The following is a 14,443-nucleotide window of genomic DNA, read 5'->3' on the forward strand; positions in this document are numbered from 1 at the left end:
GGAAAAGTTTTCCGCGCACATTCATCATTGACATTCACATTATACCACTATATATTGTGTTTTGTCAAGATTTATATAACAATATACATGATATTTACCTAATATATTGCGTTTTCCTATTTTTATTCGTAATACATAATAGAATACATTTTTTAGGAGGTTCACTATGATAATCGGAATTGATCACGGGAACAAAAATATCTTATCCAAAGAAAAATATAATCCTAAGAATTTTCAAAATGTGCAAAAAATTCAACACTTTAATCGTTAATCCTTAGGATTAAATATTTACCTCAAACCGCACATTTTTGCGATATTATCATCCGTGCTGTTGTCCCACAACGGCTCTTCATCTGCGAATTGAGTAGGAACCTTGTTGATAGCTTCACGGATCATTTCCACAGATGGAGTTGCATATATTCTTGTGGTTTCTAAATGAGAATGCCCCAAAAATCTTGATACAATTGATAGATCAACACCATCACGATAAAGACCGGTTGCTCGTGTCCTCCGAAACATATGAGGGTGTACTGATTCTGGAATATATGGATATTCTGTCCTTACGGAATCAGCATATTTTTTCATAAATCTCTCTACATTTGCTTCTGACATCTTACCAACAGCACCTTTAATTGTGGTATAAAATAGTAGGTCGGTAGTAGGGCAGTTTTTTGAATGGTATAAAGTTAAATATTGTCGTAAATGATTACAAGTCATATTTGTTAAGGCGATTATGCGCTCTTTTTGCCCTTTGCCGATTACATGAATAAAAGGATTGTCAGTTTCTATGTTTAAATCTTGTTTCCGCAAACTGAGGATTTCATCTATTCTTGCGGCACTATCATAAAGAAGAATCATAATTGTTTTATCACGAATTCCCATTTTTGAATTATCTGGTGCATTAATTAGTAATTTCAAAGCGGTTTCATCAAGAATAGGTTTTTCTTTCTTAGGGTTTTTACAGGATTTTATCCTACCTACAGAAATAGCAATTGATTGCAATGCAGTGTCTTTTTCTGCTGCAAACCACAAATAGCTTTTTAAAGCTGCTAATCGCTGATTTCTTGTTCCGGGTTTGTTGCCTTTTTCTGCAAGATAATTCATATAATCTAAGATTAAATCTCTGGTGCAATGTACAAATTCAAATGAATCCATTCGTATGTTTTTTTCATCTCTCAAATAGTACCTAAAGACGGTAAGGGCATCACGATATGATTCTATCGTGGCAACACTTCTCGTAAGTTGCACTCTCATATATATTTCCAGAAACTCATAAGTAAAAGAAAAGAATAGATTTTTATCAGATTTCTTCATAAGGCATTACCTCCGGTATTACATTTTTTGATTGTATATCTTTCTGACGTATAATTTCATTTGCTGTGATTGCTAAATGATAATAGTAGTGTGTTTCTTCTATTGTTTTATGTCCTAAATATCTGCTTAAATATGGTAGCATTTGCGACATATCTTTACCTTCAAGAATCCAGCTGTTAATTTTGTTTACTACAAAGGTATGTCGAAGCGAATGTACGGTTGGATAATGTATGGTGTTTTTATCCCCATAAGCAATATCCCAAAAATAATGAAATCTTCTTGTCATATTAGACTTGCATATAGGTTTATCAGCATGTTTGGCAGTGAAAAACCATGTTCTATGTAACAAGGTTTTTTTAACAAATGCATCATAATTATCGCACATCTGTCTTAAATCTTCATGCATAAAAACAATCCTATCTTTTTGTCCTTTAGAATTTAACACTAAAATTTTACCACTTTTGAGATCTACATCTTCAACCTTTAAATTGCAAACCTCTTGCAACCGCATGCCACAGCAATAGTATAAACGGAACATAATACTGTAGCTCGCTGCCATTCTGTCGCTTGAGCGATAATCTGGTGCAAATTCATCAACAGCTTCAAAAAAATTAGATAGTTCTTCAAAAGTCATAATATATGGTTGAAATTGACGAATTTTGGGCGTTTTCCGAATAATATATGCTTCTTCGCCTAATGAAATGATATATTTTGCAAATTGGCGGAAGCACGATGCATTACTCATGGTACTATGAGCAAGCCATTCCATAGTCAAATCACGGCTTAATATAGGCTCGTTAATATTAAGATTTACACAAAACCTATCAAAACGATAAAGTGCTCGTTCACCGCATTGATAATCATAACCGGCCGCCTTTTTTTGTAAAACAAAATCTTTAATATATGGCGCAAACGGACTGTTTAATTCAATGGGATCAGCAGTTCCAGAATATTGTTCTGTTGGTGGAATATATGTTTCATAACCAACAGATTTTAAATATTGTCCTAACTGCCGCACATATGTGAGATACTGACTTTGTTGGCGATGCTTACGATTTAAATTATGTTCTTTCCATTGTTGTATCAATTCTTCAGTCAATGTTGTCTGGGAATAATTGATTTCAACACAAAAACGGTCAAAATGACCGAGTAAAGTTTCACCGTGAATATACCGTTTGCCCAAAGCACGTTTTTGCAATATAAGTTCGCATATAGCAGGGGCAAGAGTGCTCGTGAAATCATTCATGCTCATAATCCATACACCCCTTTGTAGTTAATGTTTTCGCACCCAATTCCGCATAAGCGAAGGTTTTTGTCATCAGTTGATAAGTAAGGGTCTATGTTACGCAGGCTGCTATGTCCCAATGCAGTGGCAATCATATCAATTGTATTCCCGGAACACAGTAAGTTTGAAGCAAATGTTTTTCTGGTAATATGAAATCCTTTTGGTACACTTACATTTTCTTTTAAAAAAATTTGTTTTAAACTGTTTCTTACGATACTCGAATGTTTCAAACCATCATATGGTGGATTATGGCTCAAAAAAACTCTGTTGCTTTTACTGTTCCGAGGTCTACCTTCAGTAATATATCTATAAACAGAATTTCCTACTTCAGTAGAAAAAGGCAACATAGTAAAAACACCAGTTTTCTTTTGTTCGAAGGAAATGGTGCGTTCTTTCCATGAAATATCAGATAACTCAAGTTGAAAAATATCAATGCTGCGAATACCCATTTTGAGCCCTAATAACACTATCGCAATATTTCTAAGCTCTATAGCTGTAGATGCATTGATACGATAATCATTAATAATATCTAATTGTTCTTCGGTAAGCGTATCCACTATTGTCGTTATGGGTGCATGACTATACATCAATGCCATTGGCAGTGTGCCGGACACAATGTTTTCTTCAGCTAAATATTCAAAGAAAATGCGTAATTGAGATACATATAGATTTCTTGTTCTTGTCTTTAAATGTATCAAGTGTATACTCCAATTTTTTAAATCAACAGATTGCACATCGGAAATGTTTTCAACATTTTGCATATTTATGAATTCATAAAAACTGTAAATTGCCGCATGGACAGTTTTTTCCGTAGATGGGGTACAATTATTGCATTTTTTGCGAAAAGACAAGTATTTTTTATACAAATCATGTTGCCATTGTAAAATATTTGATTGGTTAATCATCAAAAACACCTCCTCTCGCTATAAAAGTTTCTGCATTTTGATTATGTTTTTGGCAAATAAATAATAGAGCCATGTCTGATTCCTCCTTTATCAGTTATGACTCTATTATAACGCACAGTACTTATTTAAAAAATATAATCCTGATTTTTTTTTAAAAAACATTGTTTTTACTGATGTGTCCGCAAAGAATTTGGATTATATTTTTCTTTGGATAAGATATTTAATTCTAATATTGGAATTAAATATCAAGACGCATTCCGGAACGGTCTTTACATCCGGATTGCTCTCAAGCGCCGTGCCGTTTTCTCTTGCAGGGGATTCTATCAGATACAACGGTACCAATTACGCGCTGACGGAAGAAAGAATCCCATATATGCGGGACAAAACCAACACAGAGCAGTTTTTTATCCTAACGCTGTTCGCGATCGCTTATGAATTAAACAAGGTCTGCTATGTCCCCGGCTCTGCCGTCAACATAGATTTAGCGGTAGGATTGCCGCCCGGTCACTTTGGAAAACAGTATCGGTCATTCGAGCAATACTTTATGAGGAACCGTTACATCAAATTTGAGTTTAACGGTAAACAATACAGCATATACATGCAAAGCGCGGTCGCCTATCCGCAGGGCTACGCCGCCATTATCCCGGATTACGCAAAGATACGGGATTACCCGCGTGCAGTTATTCTCGATATCGGCGGATTCAGCTTGGATTTCCTCCAGCTGAAGGACGGGAAACCGGATATGGCCGTCTGCGACTCGCTTGAGCTTGGCTTAATTCGTTTTTATAACGACATTCGTTCAAGCATCAATTCAAGCGAAGACATTTTAGTAGAAGAAAGCGATATTGACACTATCATCCAGCAAAAGCCCACTGTCTTTGAAGAAAAAATCAGACGGTTGGTTGAAAGAGAAGCGGAAGCCTATACGGATAAAATCATTAACGCACTGCGCGAGCGCATGATTGACTTAAAATCCACCCATGCCATATTTGTAGGCGGCGGTTCCCTCCTTTTGGAAAAATATCTACGGGCGTCAAAAAAAATTGCTTCGCCGGATGTTATCAAAAACATCAACGCAAACGCTATGGGATATGAAATTCTTTTAAGGAAACAATTGAAAGCCAAAGGAGCAAACTAAATGTGCCAGAAAAAGAATCCATCCAGATTTTCCATACAGTTTGATTTAAATAACCCGGAACATAAAAAGGTAATAGAGATTTTATCCGCCAAAGGCAGAAACAAGGCGCAGTATATTGCCGACGCCATTCTCTGTTTTGAAAGCAACAGTCGGAACCTTGAGGAGACTGTAACGGAAATCGTAACAAAACTCCTCGGCATTTCACCGGAGTCCGGCAATCCGGCGCCGCAGCCCGAAAGAAGCAATGATTTTGATTTTTCCGATGTTGCCGACGCTCTAAGCGGATTTAAGGAATAACAAAAAGCCGCCTGCCTTGAAAATCAAGGTCAGACGGCTTTTCATTTAAAGCAATATTCACAGAAGCTCTCGTGCCTTTCTCGCAAGATATAAAGGAAAATTTGTAATATATCCATCTTTGCGATAGCCGCGTCTGTTACTTTTGCAAATTATACTTTGTGTTTATTCGCGACATTTCATAAGTATGTTTCACCAATAGTCAATGTAAAAACCTCTATATCAAAAATACATAAAAAATCTGAATTATTCCGTTTCAATTTCCAGTTCCACTTTGTCGTCAACATAATGGGCAGCTTCCATGTCTGCAACATGAAGCGCAAAGGCCAGCGGGTATTTATCGAAAGCCTTTCCGACATTCCGCGGATCCTCGCCTCCTGAAAATCCCATATGGTATCGGATTGCATAGGCTTCCTCGTTTGTCAATCTTAAAAACTTTCCAATCAAAAACACGGACTTTTCGCCATGCCCATATGGTTCCGGATCCTCAAATTTGAATGCAGACACCTGCTCCCACTCGCCCATATCATTTTTCTGATTGCGCATATACTTTTTATAGCAATTTATTTTGCAAAGATCATGCAATAGCGCAGCAATCGCGATGGTTTCGTCACTGTATTTCATATTGTAATGCGATATACATCTGCTTCTGGATAAATAATCACAAAGACAGTGATACACATCTACGCTGTGCGTCACCAGCCCGCAGTCATAATCGCCATGAAACATTGTACTTGCCGGCGCTGTAAAAAAATCGCTGTTCTTTGAGGTTAGATATTCCAATAATTTATCGGCTCCCGGTCTATGTATGTGTGTTTGATATAGCTCTGTAAACTCATTTTTCGGATTCATCCGTCATTCCTCCATTTTTAATTTTTTCTTGATTTCATTTTTATGGTTTTCACTTTCACGTCTGCTCTGTTCAGCTCTTCTGCGCTCCTCAGCCTGTTCTTCAGGCGACATTGCATCAAACCTATCTAATCTTATCTCCTGTCTAAGATCTGACACAATCATTTTTAGAACATCCAACGCTGAAGATTCCCTGCTTTTCAATGGCTCATTAAGTAAATCCTGCCCTTTCTCAAATAATTTGATATAGCTCCTGCATTGTTCTTTGGTTATAAAACCATAACCATACTCGTCACGTATTTCTTCTACATTCCTATATGAAAGGATACTGGAAAACTCAGCCTTTCTTTTTTCTTCTTGCTTATCAATACGCTTGCGCAGCTTCTGCTCAATCCTTTCACATTCTTTCAAAAGAAATTCACAGCCGGCGGCATGTAAAAGCAAACCATTTTTTTCTGATGCATCATATCTGCTCATTAATCAATCTCCGTTCCAAAATTTAAAAAGGCGATTATTTTATCAATATACGCATCATCCCAAACATTACATGTAATCGACTTCCGCTCTGATGGCTGTCCCACATGGACAGTCACCTCTTCATCGTGTATTTGCAGCAGGCACTCCTTATGTTTTGCCGCCACAATCGCAAGATTCCCCAACTGTTTCATCGCATTTACCACCTTTCTCTTCTGCAATCATAATCACGGAAAGAGGAAAAAAGTTTCCTCTTTCCATGATTTCGGCACTTTTTCGTTATAAATATACTTTTGTTCCTATATTCGCGTCCGTTCGTTTGCAAATTCTGCCCACTTATTCCTCATACGAATAAAGTTACGTGTCAAACGTCTTGCACTGATGCTGACTGTCGGCAACTCATATGTCACGTTAATATCGCTCATAGAAAGCTCAAAAAACGGATGATCTGCCTGCTCATCGTAGCTATATCCTAAACTCACGAATGTCTTTTCCGGCAAACCAACAGCGCACGGTATAAAATATTCGCCGTCATACAAACACTTTCGAATGATTTGCTTTTGTACATCATTTAAAGTGCCATTGATAACCGCTTCATTCCATACTTTATAATTGTCAGCATCTCTGTATAAATATCCGATTTTTGTGTTCATAATAGTCCACCGCCTTACCATATAATTCTTTGCGGCAGCAATGTTATATCCTTTTTCACCGGCATATCCGGCTCGCCGTCAAACGCATTGTTGACACTTGTATATAACGCAGGGGGCCTGTCCGCTCGCGAGTCAATATCCTTAATGAGCGTTTCGTCTTCACATTCATACACCGGTCTGTCCCATGAATCCATACCAATAAATTTTGCATTCATACACTCATGCCTCCTCTATTCTCCGAACAACGTCATCTACATCAGTTTGAGAAAAATGAAAGTCATTAACCAACTCATCGTCGGTAAATCCAAACCGGAACAGTTCCTCAATCGCCTCATGCGTCTTTCTTGCTGTGCAGCTATGCTCAACTATTGCGCAAAGCAAGGTCATGGCACGGTTATAACTGATACCGCCTTTCCTCTCAGGATAAACAACCTCGCCGATAACTTCCTCGCACACACCGCCGCGGAATACATACTTGTAATATCCTCCGCCATCATAGGCAACAGCAACACTGCTGTTTGGCTCTACAAATTCCGCAATGGACTTGAAAAATTCGTAAACGCCGTTCGGTTCTTCATTGTCAACGGTATCCAGTTCCACAATATTACCGCTGTCGTCATACAATGGTTGAAAGTCAAACCTATAAAATGCGTCATCAATATTTTCCATATGCCTCACGTCTACGTTATCATCAAACTGATAGTCCGTTTTAAACTTTAAAAACGCCTTTTTGCAATTTTCCGCACTTATTTTAAAATTTGAATATGTACCCATGTTCATCCTCCTCTATTTGTTCAGCATTTTAAGAAATTCCTCTGCCGTCATCATTTTCGTACCGAGCGCTTCTGCTTTTTTCACTTTGGACCCACCGGGCTTTTCGCCAATGACCAAAATATCCGTTTTGCCGGTAACAGAGCCGCCGGCAATACCGCCATTTTGGGCAATCAAGCTATCCATCTCACTTCTCGTATATCCCTCTACCACACCTGTCACAACAACAATTTCTCCTTTTAACATATCATTTTGCTCCTTTTCTGTATCAATTTCAGGCTGCACAATAGATATCTTGCAGCGCAGCCGCTTCCACAAAGCTACATTTTCACTCTCAGCAAACCACTCATAAATGTTCTGATGGAGCGTCTCACCGATTCCCTCCAAAGCAGTAAAATCAAACGGCTTATCCCCGCGTATTGCATCTTCAAACGCAGCGATATCCCATTTGAAATAATCGCTGATTGTCTTACTCGCATGTCTGCCGAGAAGCGGAATATCCACAGCTCTTAAAAACTTGTTCATGGTCGTACTGCTGCTTTTCCGAACGGAAGCAATCAGCCTTTCATAAGATTTTTCGCCAAATCCGTCCAGGCCGATAATCTCATCACGATGCTTTTCCAAATCATAAATGTCTATAAATTCCGCAAGCAAACCCGCTGTAATCAATTTCTCAATAATACCTTCCGCCAGCCCCTCTATATTCATGGAATCTTTATCCGCGAAATGCACAAACTGCTTGATCAGCGAGCTTCCACAGGCCGGATTGGTACAATAAAGTTTTTCCACATCTTTTCCGGTTTCATCTGCCGATTTTCTGATAACAGTCGGCGCTCCGCAAAAGCTGCACCGGTTTGGAATTATGACGTTTCCTTTTCCTGCATCCATGTTTTCCTCAACTGCCGGAATAATCATATTCCGTTTGGATATTAAGATTCTGTCGCCAACATGCAAATCAAGCTTTTTTACAAATGATACATTATGCAGCGTTGCATGCGTCATAGCGCAGCCATCAATTTCAACCATGTCATAAACCGCTTTCGGAATCATACAGCCGCTTCGCGAGGTATTCCACTCAATATCACGGAGGACGGTTTCATATAGCTCGTCTTCAAACTTAAACGCAATTCCGTCTTTATAATGATGACCTGTAGCCCCTCGGCTTTTGGAGTATGCAACGTCATCATACTGAACAATCGCACCGTCAATCGGGATACCACTGATTTTGGCGTCTTCCCTGATTTTCGCTATCCGTCTCTCCAACGCCGCTTCATCCGAGCCAACTTCTATTTTAAATATTGGGCAAACAGGAAATCCAAGCTTCTGAAGCCTGCTCATCCGCTCATACTTACTGTTTATCTTTTCAAAGCCTTCTATGACCTTAAACGCATTGAAATATATATTCCTGGATTTGCAGATTTCCGGATCATATGCCCGAACGCTGCCTGCCGCCATATTTCTGCAAGTGCTGAACCGTTTGTCTTCCGGCAGCCCCGCATTGATGCGTTCAAAATCGTACCGGTGAATAAACGCCTCGCCCGAAACGGATAGCCGTCCCTTATATGGAATCGTCAAAGGAACATTCATGAAGGCTGGAATATTATGCGTAATGTCATCACCCTCCGATCCATCTCCCCGCGTGGCCGCCAAGACAAGCTTGCCGTTCTCATAATCAAGTCTGACAGTCAATCCGTCCAGCTTATACATCACCGTCGCTTCCGTGTCACCGATAAAACGCACCAAATCGTCCACACTTTTTGTCTTGTCCATGGACAAAAGTGCAACAGGATGGTTTACCTTTTTCAGTTCGCTCACCGGCTGATATCCAACGGTATTTGTCGGTGAATTAGCCATTACAATGCCCGTTTCGACTTCAAGCCGTCTCAGTTCATCAAACAGCCTGTCGTACACCTCGTCGGTAACAGGCGAGTCGTTATGATTGTAATACGCCTCCCTGTATTCGTTGAGCTTTTCTACCAAATATCTTATTTTTTCAATACGATTCATCAAATTTTCCTCCTTTGTTTTAATACACACATTTCGTTGCCCAATTTGGATTTTCAAGCTGTTCCTGAGCTTTCTGAATCGCGAGTCTTTCGACATCCAAATAAACGCATCCTTTGCCTGTAATTACCGTAGCACCGCTTGTTACATATCTTAATTTTTCATTTCCTGCCTCAAATAAAATAACCGCATCATTGTCCCCGATATGTTCCTGAAGCCCTGCAATAAATTGATCAAATGAATCATTATCAATTTCTCCATCTGGATTTTTGAGTCCGGCAATTCCGCCGTAACAGCCAAACCCAAATACTGCCCGGCTGTCAGCATCTTGCCTTTCCCACAAATCTATTTTATCTTCACTGCCGCACACATTCTTCATAAACTCTCTGAACCGTCCTGCATCTTTAACATGAAAATAATTTGTGCGTACCGCACACTCATAATTTGCCATCTATACTCACCTTTCTCTCTATCACTGTTTTCTCACCGGAAATACAATTCCGAATGTCTTTTCTACCATTGTCATAAACTTTTCCGACAACTCTTTGACAATCGAAAAATCTATTCCGTCCCCTATTTCTGCCCCAACAAATTCAGCATACAGCTTGAACAGCCTCCAGCACTCGTCCTCCACATAATCCAAATAACCTGTCGGTGGATTTTGATACCTCGGCATGTCCGTAATGCATTTTATGACTCCGCTGAATTCTTTGCCTTTGATCTCTTGAACGTCTGCTTGCTGCACAGGAATATTCTTTTCGCCAAATACAGTATAAATCTCCGTTTCTCCGCAATTTTTACATACAAACGAAACTTCACACAACATATCCTTTTCCTCGTTGAATATGATTTTAATATCATGTTTCTCATGACATGGTATATTGTCGTACGAAAAATCACGATACACAATTGTATCGTCTGACTTACGCAAAATTCTGTCATACCCATCTTGCCGCATCCATATGTAGTTGCTATTCGGATTTTCTTCATACAGCTCCAGCATTTCTACAAACGAAGGTTTGATACAGTAACAAAAACTATCGTTATACTTGCAGTCATCATCTTCGTTGCGGTAAACGCCATTCTCCAGTTTTTGACCAAAAGGCTTGCTTGGATTGTATTCAGCAAATGCCACTTCATCTAAGTCGTTTTGAGCATTGACGTGGAACAAAAAGATACCCGGATTTTCTCCATTGCGTTCTGTTTTTGCCAACAGCTTTGTACCATCAAGCAGTTTTACCTCAAGTTCTTCATTTATCATCCTTGTTCTCCTTCTCAATCAATTGATTGTGTTTTCCATTGCATCTGCTATTCTACCAAGTTCATTGATAAGCATTGGAATCTGTTTGTTTAAAAATCTTTGACCGACAACCGTTTCATGAAACTGGTCCATCTTCCTCACCCTCCTTCCTGTTCATTTCATTTTTTCTCCTTTCCATAAAATATTTATTAAAAGCGCTTTTCCGCTTTTAAACATAAAAAAAAGCAGAAACAACACAGCCGTAAGGCTGAATCATTTCTGCAAATAAGTGCGAATCTCGCAATCAATAAAAAAAGAGCCAATAGCTCCTACACCCAAACGGGCATAGAAATACTATTGGCTCTTATTTACAATCACGACATTCTGTATGCTAAGGTTTAAACCCTCGGGAAAGTTCCCGCGCACATAAATCATTGACGTTCCTATTATACCACCAAATATTGTGTTTTGTCAAGTAGCGAAGTGCAATATATGCTATCCAGAAATTACCGATAGATTTCATATCTTTTCTGTCGTATAATAAAATTGAGTAATTTTTTTAGGTGATGAGCAATGGAACGAGTTATTTTGCATTCGGATTTGAATAATTTTTACGCATCCGTAGAATGTTTATATAATCCCGCCCTGCGCGGAAAGCCGGTTGCCGTTGCAGGCGACCCTGAAGCGCGGCACGGAATCGTGCTTGCCAAAAATTATGCGGCAAAGGCCTGCGGCGTCGCTACCGGAAATCCTTTATGGATGGCAAAGCAGAAATGTCCGGATATTGTTTTTGTTCCGCCGCATTATGACTTGTATATGAAATATTCAAAAATTGCGCGCGAAATATACAGCGAGTACACCGACCGGGTGGAATCATATGGCCTTGACGAGTGCTGGCTGGACGTAACCGGCAGCACGCACCTGTTTGGGAGCGGAAAGGCCATTGCGGATGAACTGCGGGAACGGATCAAGCAGGAGCTTGGTGTAACTGTTTCTGTCGGCGTTAGCTACAACAAAATATTTGCAAAGCTGGGCAGCGACATGAAAAAGCCGGACGCCACCACGGTTATCACAAGCAGCCGTTTCCGTGAAATCGTCTGGCCGCTGCCTGTCAGCGACCTGCTCTATGTAGGACGGGCGACACATAACAAGCTGCGCCGGTACGGTATTACAACAATTGGAAGGCTTGCACAGGCAAACCAGGATTTTTTGCGACATCTGCTTGGCAAAAACGGTGAAATGCTGTGGCTGTTTGCCAACGGACTGGATACTTCGCCGGTATCCAATATCGGAGCCAAGTCACTGATTAAATCCATCGGTAACAGTACAACTGCTCCCCGCGACCTTGTTACTGATGAAGATATCCGCATTACCCTGCGGATACTAAGCGAAAGCGTTTCTGCCAGGATGCGGGAATATGATTTTGTCTGCAGCACAGTGCAAATCGGCGTGCGTGACAATGAGCTGCACAGCTATGAACGGCAAGGCAAGCTCCTTTACCCCAACCGGACCGCAAGCGCATTATCCGAAAAAGCGTTTGAACTTTACAAGCAAAATCACAGCTCCGGCAAGCCCGTGCGGTCGCTCAGCGTCCGCGCCTGCAAGCTTTCAGTCCTTGAAAACGAGCAGCTTTCCCTGCTGCCTGAGATTTCATCCATTCAAAAACAGGAAGTAATCGATTCCGTGATAGACAACATTCGCAGCCGTTTCGGGCATTTTTCCGTTCAGCGCGGAATTATGCTGTGCGATAAACGGTTGTCTTCGCTAAATCCTAAGGAAGACCACATCATTCATCCGGAATCGTTTTTTAAGAGCTGACCGCCGCATATTTTATTCGCGGAATAGAACGCCTCAAAATTTGGAATACTATCGGGTATTGAGGTGGACTTATGGCAAGAAAAGTATTTGTAGAGGTAACAGCAAAATTCGATACGGATGGGAAAATTACGCCGCTCTCTCTTTTGTGGGAGGACGGTACCGTTTATGAGATTAACCGTGTTCTGGACGTCCGCAGAGCGGCTTCCCTGAAAGCGGGCGGCATGGGAATCCGATATACCATCAGCATCGGCGGAAGGCAAAGCTATTTATTCTACGAAGAACCCAAATGGTTTGTGGAGGCAAAACAATAATGTGCGGAAGATATTCCTTATTTGATGAACAGGATAATGCAGAAATACAGAAAATTGTCACAGATATAAACCAAAAATATCCCGATCAGCCGATACGAACGGGTGAAATATTCCCGACAAACACCGCTCCTGTTTTGACGGTAAGCGGCACAGCCATTTCCCCGGCGCCGCTTGTCTGGGGGTTTCCAAAATATCAAGGCAGCGGCGTTATCATTAACGCCCGCGCCGAAACCGCAGCGGAAAAGAAAACCTTTCGGGACGGTCTGTTGAATCACCGGTGCATCGTTCCCAGCACCGGTTTTTATGAATGGGATAAAAACAAACACAAATACCTGTTTCGTCTGCCAAATCAGCAAACGCTGTATATGGCAGGTATTTGCAAAGAATTTAGCGGCGTAAAACGATATGTCATTCTGACGACCGCCGCAAATGCGTCCATGGAAGACGTTCACCATCGAATGCCGGTAGTTTTGCCGAAGGATTCTCTGCAAATGTGGATCGCAGATACCGACGCCGCACTGCAATATCTGCACAGCGAAATGCCACAGCTTGTGCGTACGGGATAAAAACAGACGGCCGCAAACAAAAAAAGAGCCAACAGTGTTCACTCCCAAACATGCATAGCAATACTATCGGCTCTCACTTACCAATTACGACTTTCAATATGCATTTGTTTCAGAAAGAAATTCACTAACATATGTTAACAAGTCTGCTTTTCTATATCTTGCTTCATCAAGCACTTATGCTAACCCCCTTTTTTGTATATTACACAAAAAAGGGATAACATCCTTATACTTTTGATACCGTGCAAGCGGTTCTATGATTGGCGATATTAAAACATCGCATTCCAAGCTCATATCAGACGTCGCTTCGACAATACTGTTGCGATATTTCCAAACTTCATTTTCAGGAACATCCATCAACAAAAAAATATCAACATCTGATTCATTATCATAATCACCGCGAGCATACGAACCAAACAAAATAATATCTTTGAGTTTTTCGCCAAACAGCTCTTTTGAGCTTTTTGAAAATTCAGATAAAAGATTGTCAAGTTGCAGTTGTGTACACATCGCGACACCTCCTTGATTTCTTAATATTATTATACTATATTTCCTCAAAAAATACAATATTTTTCACTTCACAGCACCCGAAATGGAGCATCTAAACAACGCTTTTTGTCAATTTTATTTAAGATAATTGTTTCCTATGACTTTGGCATATATGTAGTGCAAAACATTGATATTGTCACCATTCGTCCTCCCTATATAATCTTAGTTTTTCTTTAATTTTCTCCGTTTTTCTTACAATTTCAAAAGTTTCATAATGAGTTTATGGATAAAATCATTGTATCTGATTGATTTCAGTACGATTTTTGAGTAAAATG

General features: G+C 40.1%; 18 protein-coding genes. 5 read left to right on the forward strand and 13 right to left on the reverse strand.

Annotated features, from left to right (window positions below; genetic code table 11):
- Positions 1-288: 288 nt before the first annotated feature.
- The 3 genes from INF28_RS08745 to INF28_RS08755 are packed head-to-tail and all read right to left on the reverse strand — an operon-like array spanning position 289 to position 3,504.
- Complete coding sequence (locus INF28_RS08745; protein ID WP_226393089.1) at positions 289-1,314, reverse strand: tyrosine-type recombinase/integrase; 1,026 nt, start codon at positions 1,312-1,314, stop codon at positions 289-291.
- A complete protein-coding gene (locus tag INF28_RS08750) occupies positions 1,301-2,566 on the reverse strand; it encodes a tyrosine-type recombinase/integrase (RefSeq protein WP_226393090.1) in 1,266 nt (421 codons plus the stop codon). Before INF28_RS08750 ends, INF28_RS08745 begins: the two co-directional genes overlap by 14 nt.
- Positions 2,563-3,504, reverse strand: coding sequence for a tyrosine-type recombinase/integrase (locus tag INF28_RS08755; RefSeq protein ID WP_226393091.1), 942 nt, complete (start codon positions 3,502-3,504; stop codon positions 2,563-2,565). The genes INF28_RS08750 and INF28_RS08755 overlap by 4 nt, the downstream gene beginning before the upstream one ends.
- Before the next feature lie 190 nt (positions 3,505-3,694).
- On the opposite strand from INF28_RS08755, the gene INF28_RS08760 reads away from it, so the two are divergent.
- Both INF28_RS08760 and INF28_RS08765 read left to right on the forward strand, forming a co-directional pair.
- A complete protein-coding gene (locus INF28_RS08760; RefSeq protein ID WP_226393092.1) occupies positions 3,695-4,642 on the forward strand; it encodes a ParM/StbA family protein in 948 nt (315 codons plus the stop codon).
- Positions 4,643-4,939 (forward strand): hypothetical protein, encoded by a 297-nt coding sequence (locus INF28_RS08765; protein ID WP_226393093.1) that lies wholly within the window; start codon positions 4,643-4,645, stop codon positions 4,937-4,939.
- A 243-nt stretch (positions 4,940-5,182) separates the two neighbouring features.
- Here the strand turns inward: INF28_RS08765 and INF28_RS08770 are convergent, their stop codons facing one another.
- From INF28_RS08770 to INF28_RS08810, 9 genes are all read right to left on the reverse strand, one after another.
- A complete protein-coding gene (locus INF28_RS08770) occupies positions 5,183-5,788 on the reverse strand; it encodes an HD domain-containing protein (protein ID WP_226393094.1) in 606 nt (201 codons plus the stop codon).
- A 3-nt stretch (positions 5,789-5,791) separates the two neighbouring features.
- The gene (locus INF28_RS08775; protein WP_226393095.1) at positions 5,792-6,262 is read right to left on the reverse strand and encodes a hypothetical protein; all 471 of its coding nucleotides are present in this window, start codon (positions 6,260-6,262) and stop codon (positions 5,792-5,794) included.
- A complete protein-coding gene (locus tag INF28_RS08780) occupies positions 6,262-6,453 on the reverse strand; it encodes a hypothetical protein (RefSeq protein WP_226393096.1) in 192 nt (63 codons plus the stop codon). The genes INF28_RS08775 and INF28_RS08780 overlap by 1 nt, the downstream gene beginning before the upstream one ends.
- A gap of 105 nt (positions 6,454-6,558) precedes the next feature.
- Entirely contained in the window at positions 6,559-6,912 is a 354-nt protein-coding gene (locus INF28_RS08785; RefSeq protein ID WP_226393097.1) for a hypothetical protein, read from the reverse strand.
- 14 nt (positions 6,913-6,926) lie between these two features.
- Positions 6,927-7,127, reverse strand: coding sequence for a hypothetical protein (locus INF28_RS08790; protein ID WP_226393098.1), 201 nt, complete (start codon positions 7,125-7,127; stop codon positions 6,927-6,929).
- Positions 7,128-7,131: 4 nt separating this feature from the next.
- A complete protein-coding gene (locus tag INF28_RS08795) occupies positions 7,132-7,686 on the reverse strand; it encodes a hypothetical protein (protein ID WP_226393099.1) in 555 nt (184 codons plus the stop codon).
- Positions 7,687-7,698: 12 nt separating this feature from the next.
- Positions 7,699-9,690 (reverse strand): NAD-dependent DNA ligase LigA, encoded by a 1,992-nt coding sequence (gene ligA, locus INF28_RS08800; RefSeq protein WP_226393100.1) that lies wholly within the window; start codon positions 9,688-9,690, stop codon positions 7,699-7,701.
- Positions 9,691-9,709: 19 nt separating this feature from the next.
- A complete protein-coding gene (locus INF28_RS08805; protein ID WP_226393101.1) occupies positions 9,710-10,138 on the reverse strand; it encodes a hypothetical protein in 429 nt (142 codons plus the stop codon).
- Between the two features lie 21 nt (positions 10,139-10,159).
- On the reverse strand, positions 10,160-10,948 hold the full coding sequence (locus tag INF28_RS08810) for a hypothetical protein (protein ID WP_226393102.1): 789 nt from the start codon (positions 10,946-10,948) through the stop codon (positions 10,160-10,162).
- A gap of 552 nt (positions 10,949-11,500) precedes the next feature.
- Here INF28_RS08810 and dinB point away from each other — a divergent pair.
- From dinB to INF28_RS08825, 3 genes are all read left to right on the forward strand, one after another.
- Positions 11,501-12,745, forward strand: a complete 1,245-nt coding sequence (dinB, locus tag INF28_RS08815) for a DNA polymerase IV (RefSeq protein ID WP_226393103.1) — start codon at positions 11,501-11,503, stop codon at positions 12,743-12,745.
- 71 nt (positions 12,746-12,816) lie between these two features.
- Positions 12,817-13,056, forward strand: a complete 240-nt coding sequence (locus INF28_RS08820; RefSeq protein ID WP_226393104.1) for a hypothetical protein — start codon at positions 12,817-12,819, stop codon at positions 13,054-13,056.
- Positions 13,056-13,622, forward strand: a complete 567-nt coding sequence (locus INF28_RS08825; protein WP_226393105.1) for an SOS response-associated peptidase — start codon at positions 13,056-13,058, stop codon at positions 13,620-13,622. Before INF28_RS08820 ends, INF28_RS08825 begins: the two co-directional genes overlap by 1 nt.
- Before the next feature lie 174 nt (positions 13,623-13,796).
- Here INF28_RS08825 and INF28_RS08830 read toward each other — a convergent pair whose 3' ends face one another.
- On the reverse strand, positions 13,797-14,129 hold the full coding sequence (locus tag INF28_RS08830) for a nucleotidyltransferase domain-containing protein (protein WP_226393106.1): 333 nt from the start codon (positions 14,127-14,129) through the stop codon (positions 13,797-13,799).
- Positions 14,130-14,443: the final 314 nt, after the last annotated feature.

This window comes from Ructibacterium gallinarum (assembly GCF_014982785.1).
In the GTDB taxonomy this organism is placed as follows: Bacteria; Bacillota; Clostridia; order Monoglobales; family Monoglobaceae; genus Ructibacterium; species Ructibacterium gallinarum.

Excerpts from the sequence above, each read along its gene's own strand:
- INF28_RS08745 (WP_226393089.1), bottom strand. The coding sequence starts at position 1,314 with ATGAAGAAATCTGATAAAAATCTATTCTTTTCTTTTACTTATGAGTTT.
- INF28_RS08750 (WP_226393090.1), bottom strand. The coding sequence starts at position 2,566 with ATGAGCATGAATGATTTCACGAGCACTCTTGCCCCTGCTATATGCGAA.
- INF28_RS08755 (WP_226393091.1), bottom strand. The coding sequence starts at position 3,504 with ATGATTAACCAATCAAATATTTTACAATGGCAACATGATTTGTATAAA.
- INF28_RS08765 (WP_226393093.1), top strand. The coding sequence starts at position 4,643 with ATGTGCCAGAAAAAGAATCCATCCAGATTTTCCATACAGTTTGATTTA.
- INF28_RS08770 (WP_226393094.1), bottom strand. The coding sequence starts at position 5,788 with ATGAATCCGAAAAATGAGTTTACAGAGCTATATCAAACACACATACAT.
- INF28_RS08775 (WP_226393095.1), bottom strand. The coding sequence starts at position 6,262 with ATGAGCAGATATGATGCATCAGAAAAAAATGGTTTGCTTTTACATGCC.
- INF28_RS08780 (WP_226393096.1), bottom strand. The coding sequence starts at position 6,453 with ATGAAACAGTTGGGGAATCTTGCGATTGTGGCGGCAAAACATAAGGAG.
- INF28_RS08785 (WP_226393097.1), bottom strand. The coding sequence starts at position 6,912 with ATGAACACAAAAATCGGATATTTATACAGAGATGCTGACAATTATAAA.
- INF28_RS08790 (WP_226393098.1), bottom strand. The coding sequence starts at position 7,127 with ATGAATGCAAAATTTATTGGTATGGATTCATGGGACAGACCGGTGTAT.
- INF28_RS08795 (WP_226393099.1), bottom strand. The coding sequence starts at position 7,686 with ATGGGTACATATTCAAATTTTAAAATAAGTGCGGAAAATTGCAAAAAG.
- ligA (WP_226393100.1), bottom strand. The coding sequence starts at position 9,690 with ATGAATCGTATTGAAAAAATAAGATATTTGGTAGAAAAGCTCAACGAA.
- INF28_RS08805 (WP_226393101.1), bottom strand. The coding sequence starts at position 10,138 with ATGGCAAATTATGAGTGTGCGGTACGCACAAATTATTTTCATGTTAAA.
- INF28_RS08810 (WP_226393102.1), bottom strand. The coding sequence starts at position 10,948 with ATGATAAATGAAGAACTTGAGGTAAAACTGCTTGATGGTACAAAGCTG.
- dinB (WP_226393103.1), top strand. The coding sequence starts at position 11,501 with ATGGAACGAGTTATTTTGCATTCGGATTTGAATAATTTTTACGCATCC.
- INF28_RS08820 (WP_226393104.1), top strand. The coding sequence starts at position 12,817 with ATGGCAAGAAAAGTATTTGTAGAGGTAACAGCAAAATTCGATACGGAT.
- INF28_RS08825 (WP_226393105.1), top strand. The coding sequence starts at position 13,056 with ATGTGCGGAAGATATTCCTTATTTGATGAACAGGATAATGCAGAAATA.
- INF28_RS08830 (WP_226393106.1), bottom strand. The coding sequence starts at position 14,129 with ATGTGTACACAACTGCAACTTGACAATCTTTTATCTGAATTTTCAAAA.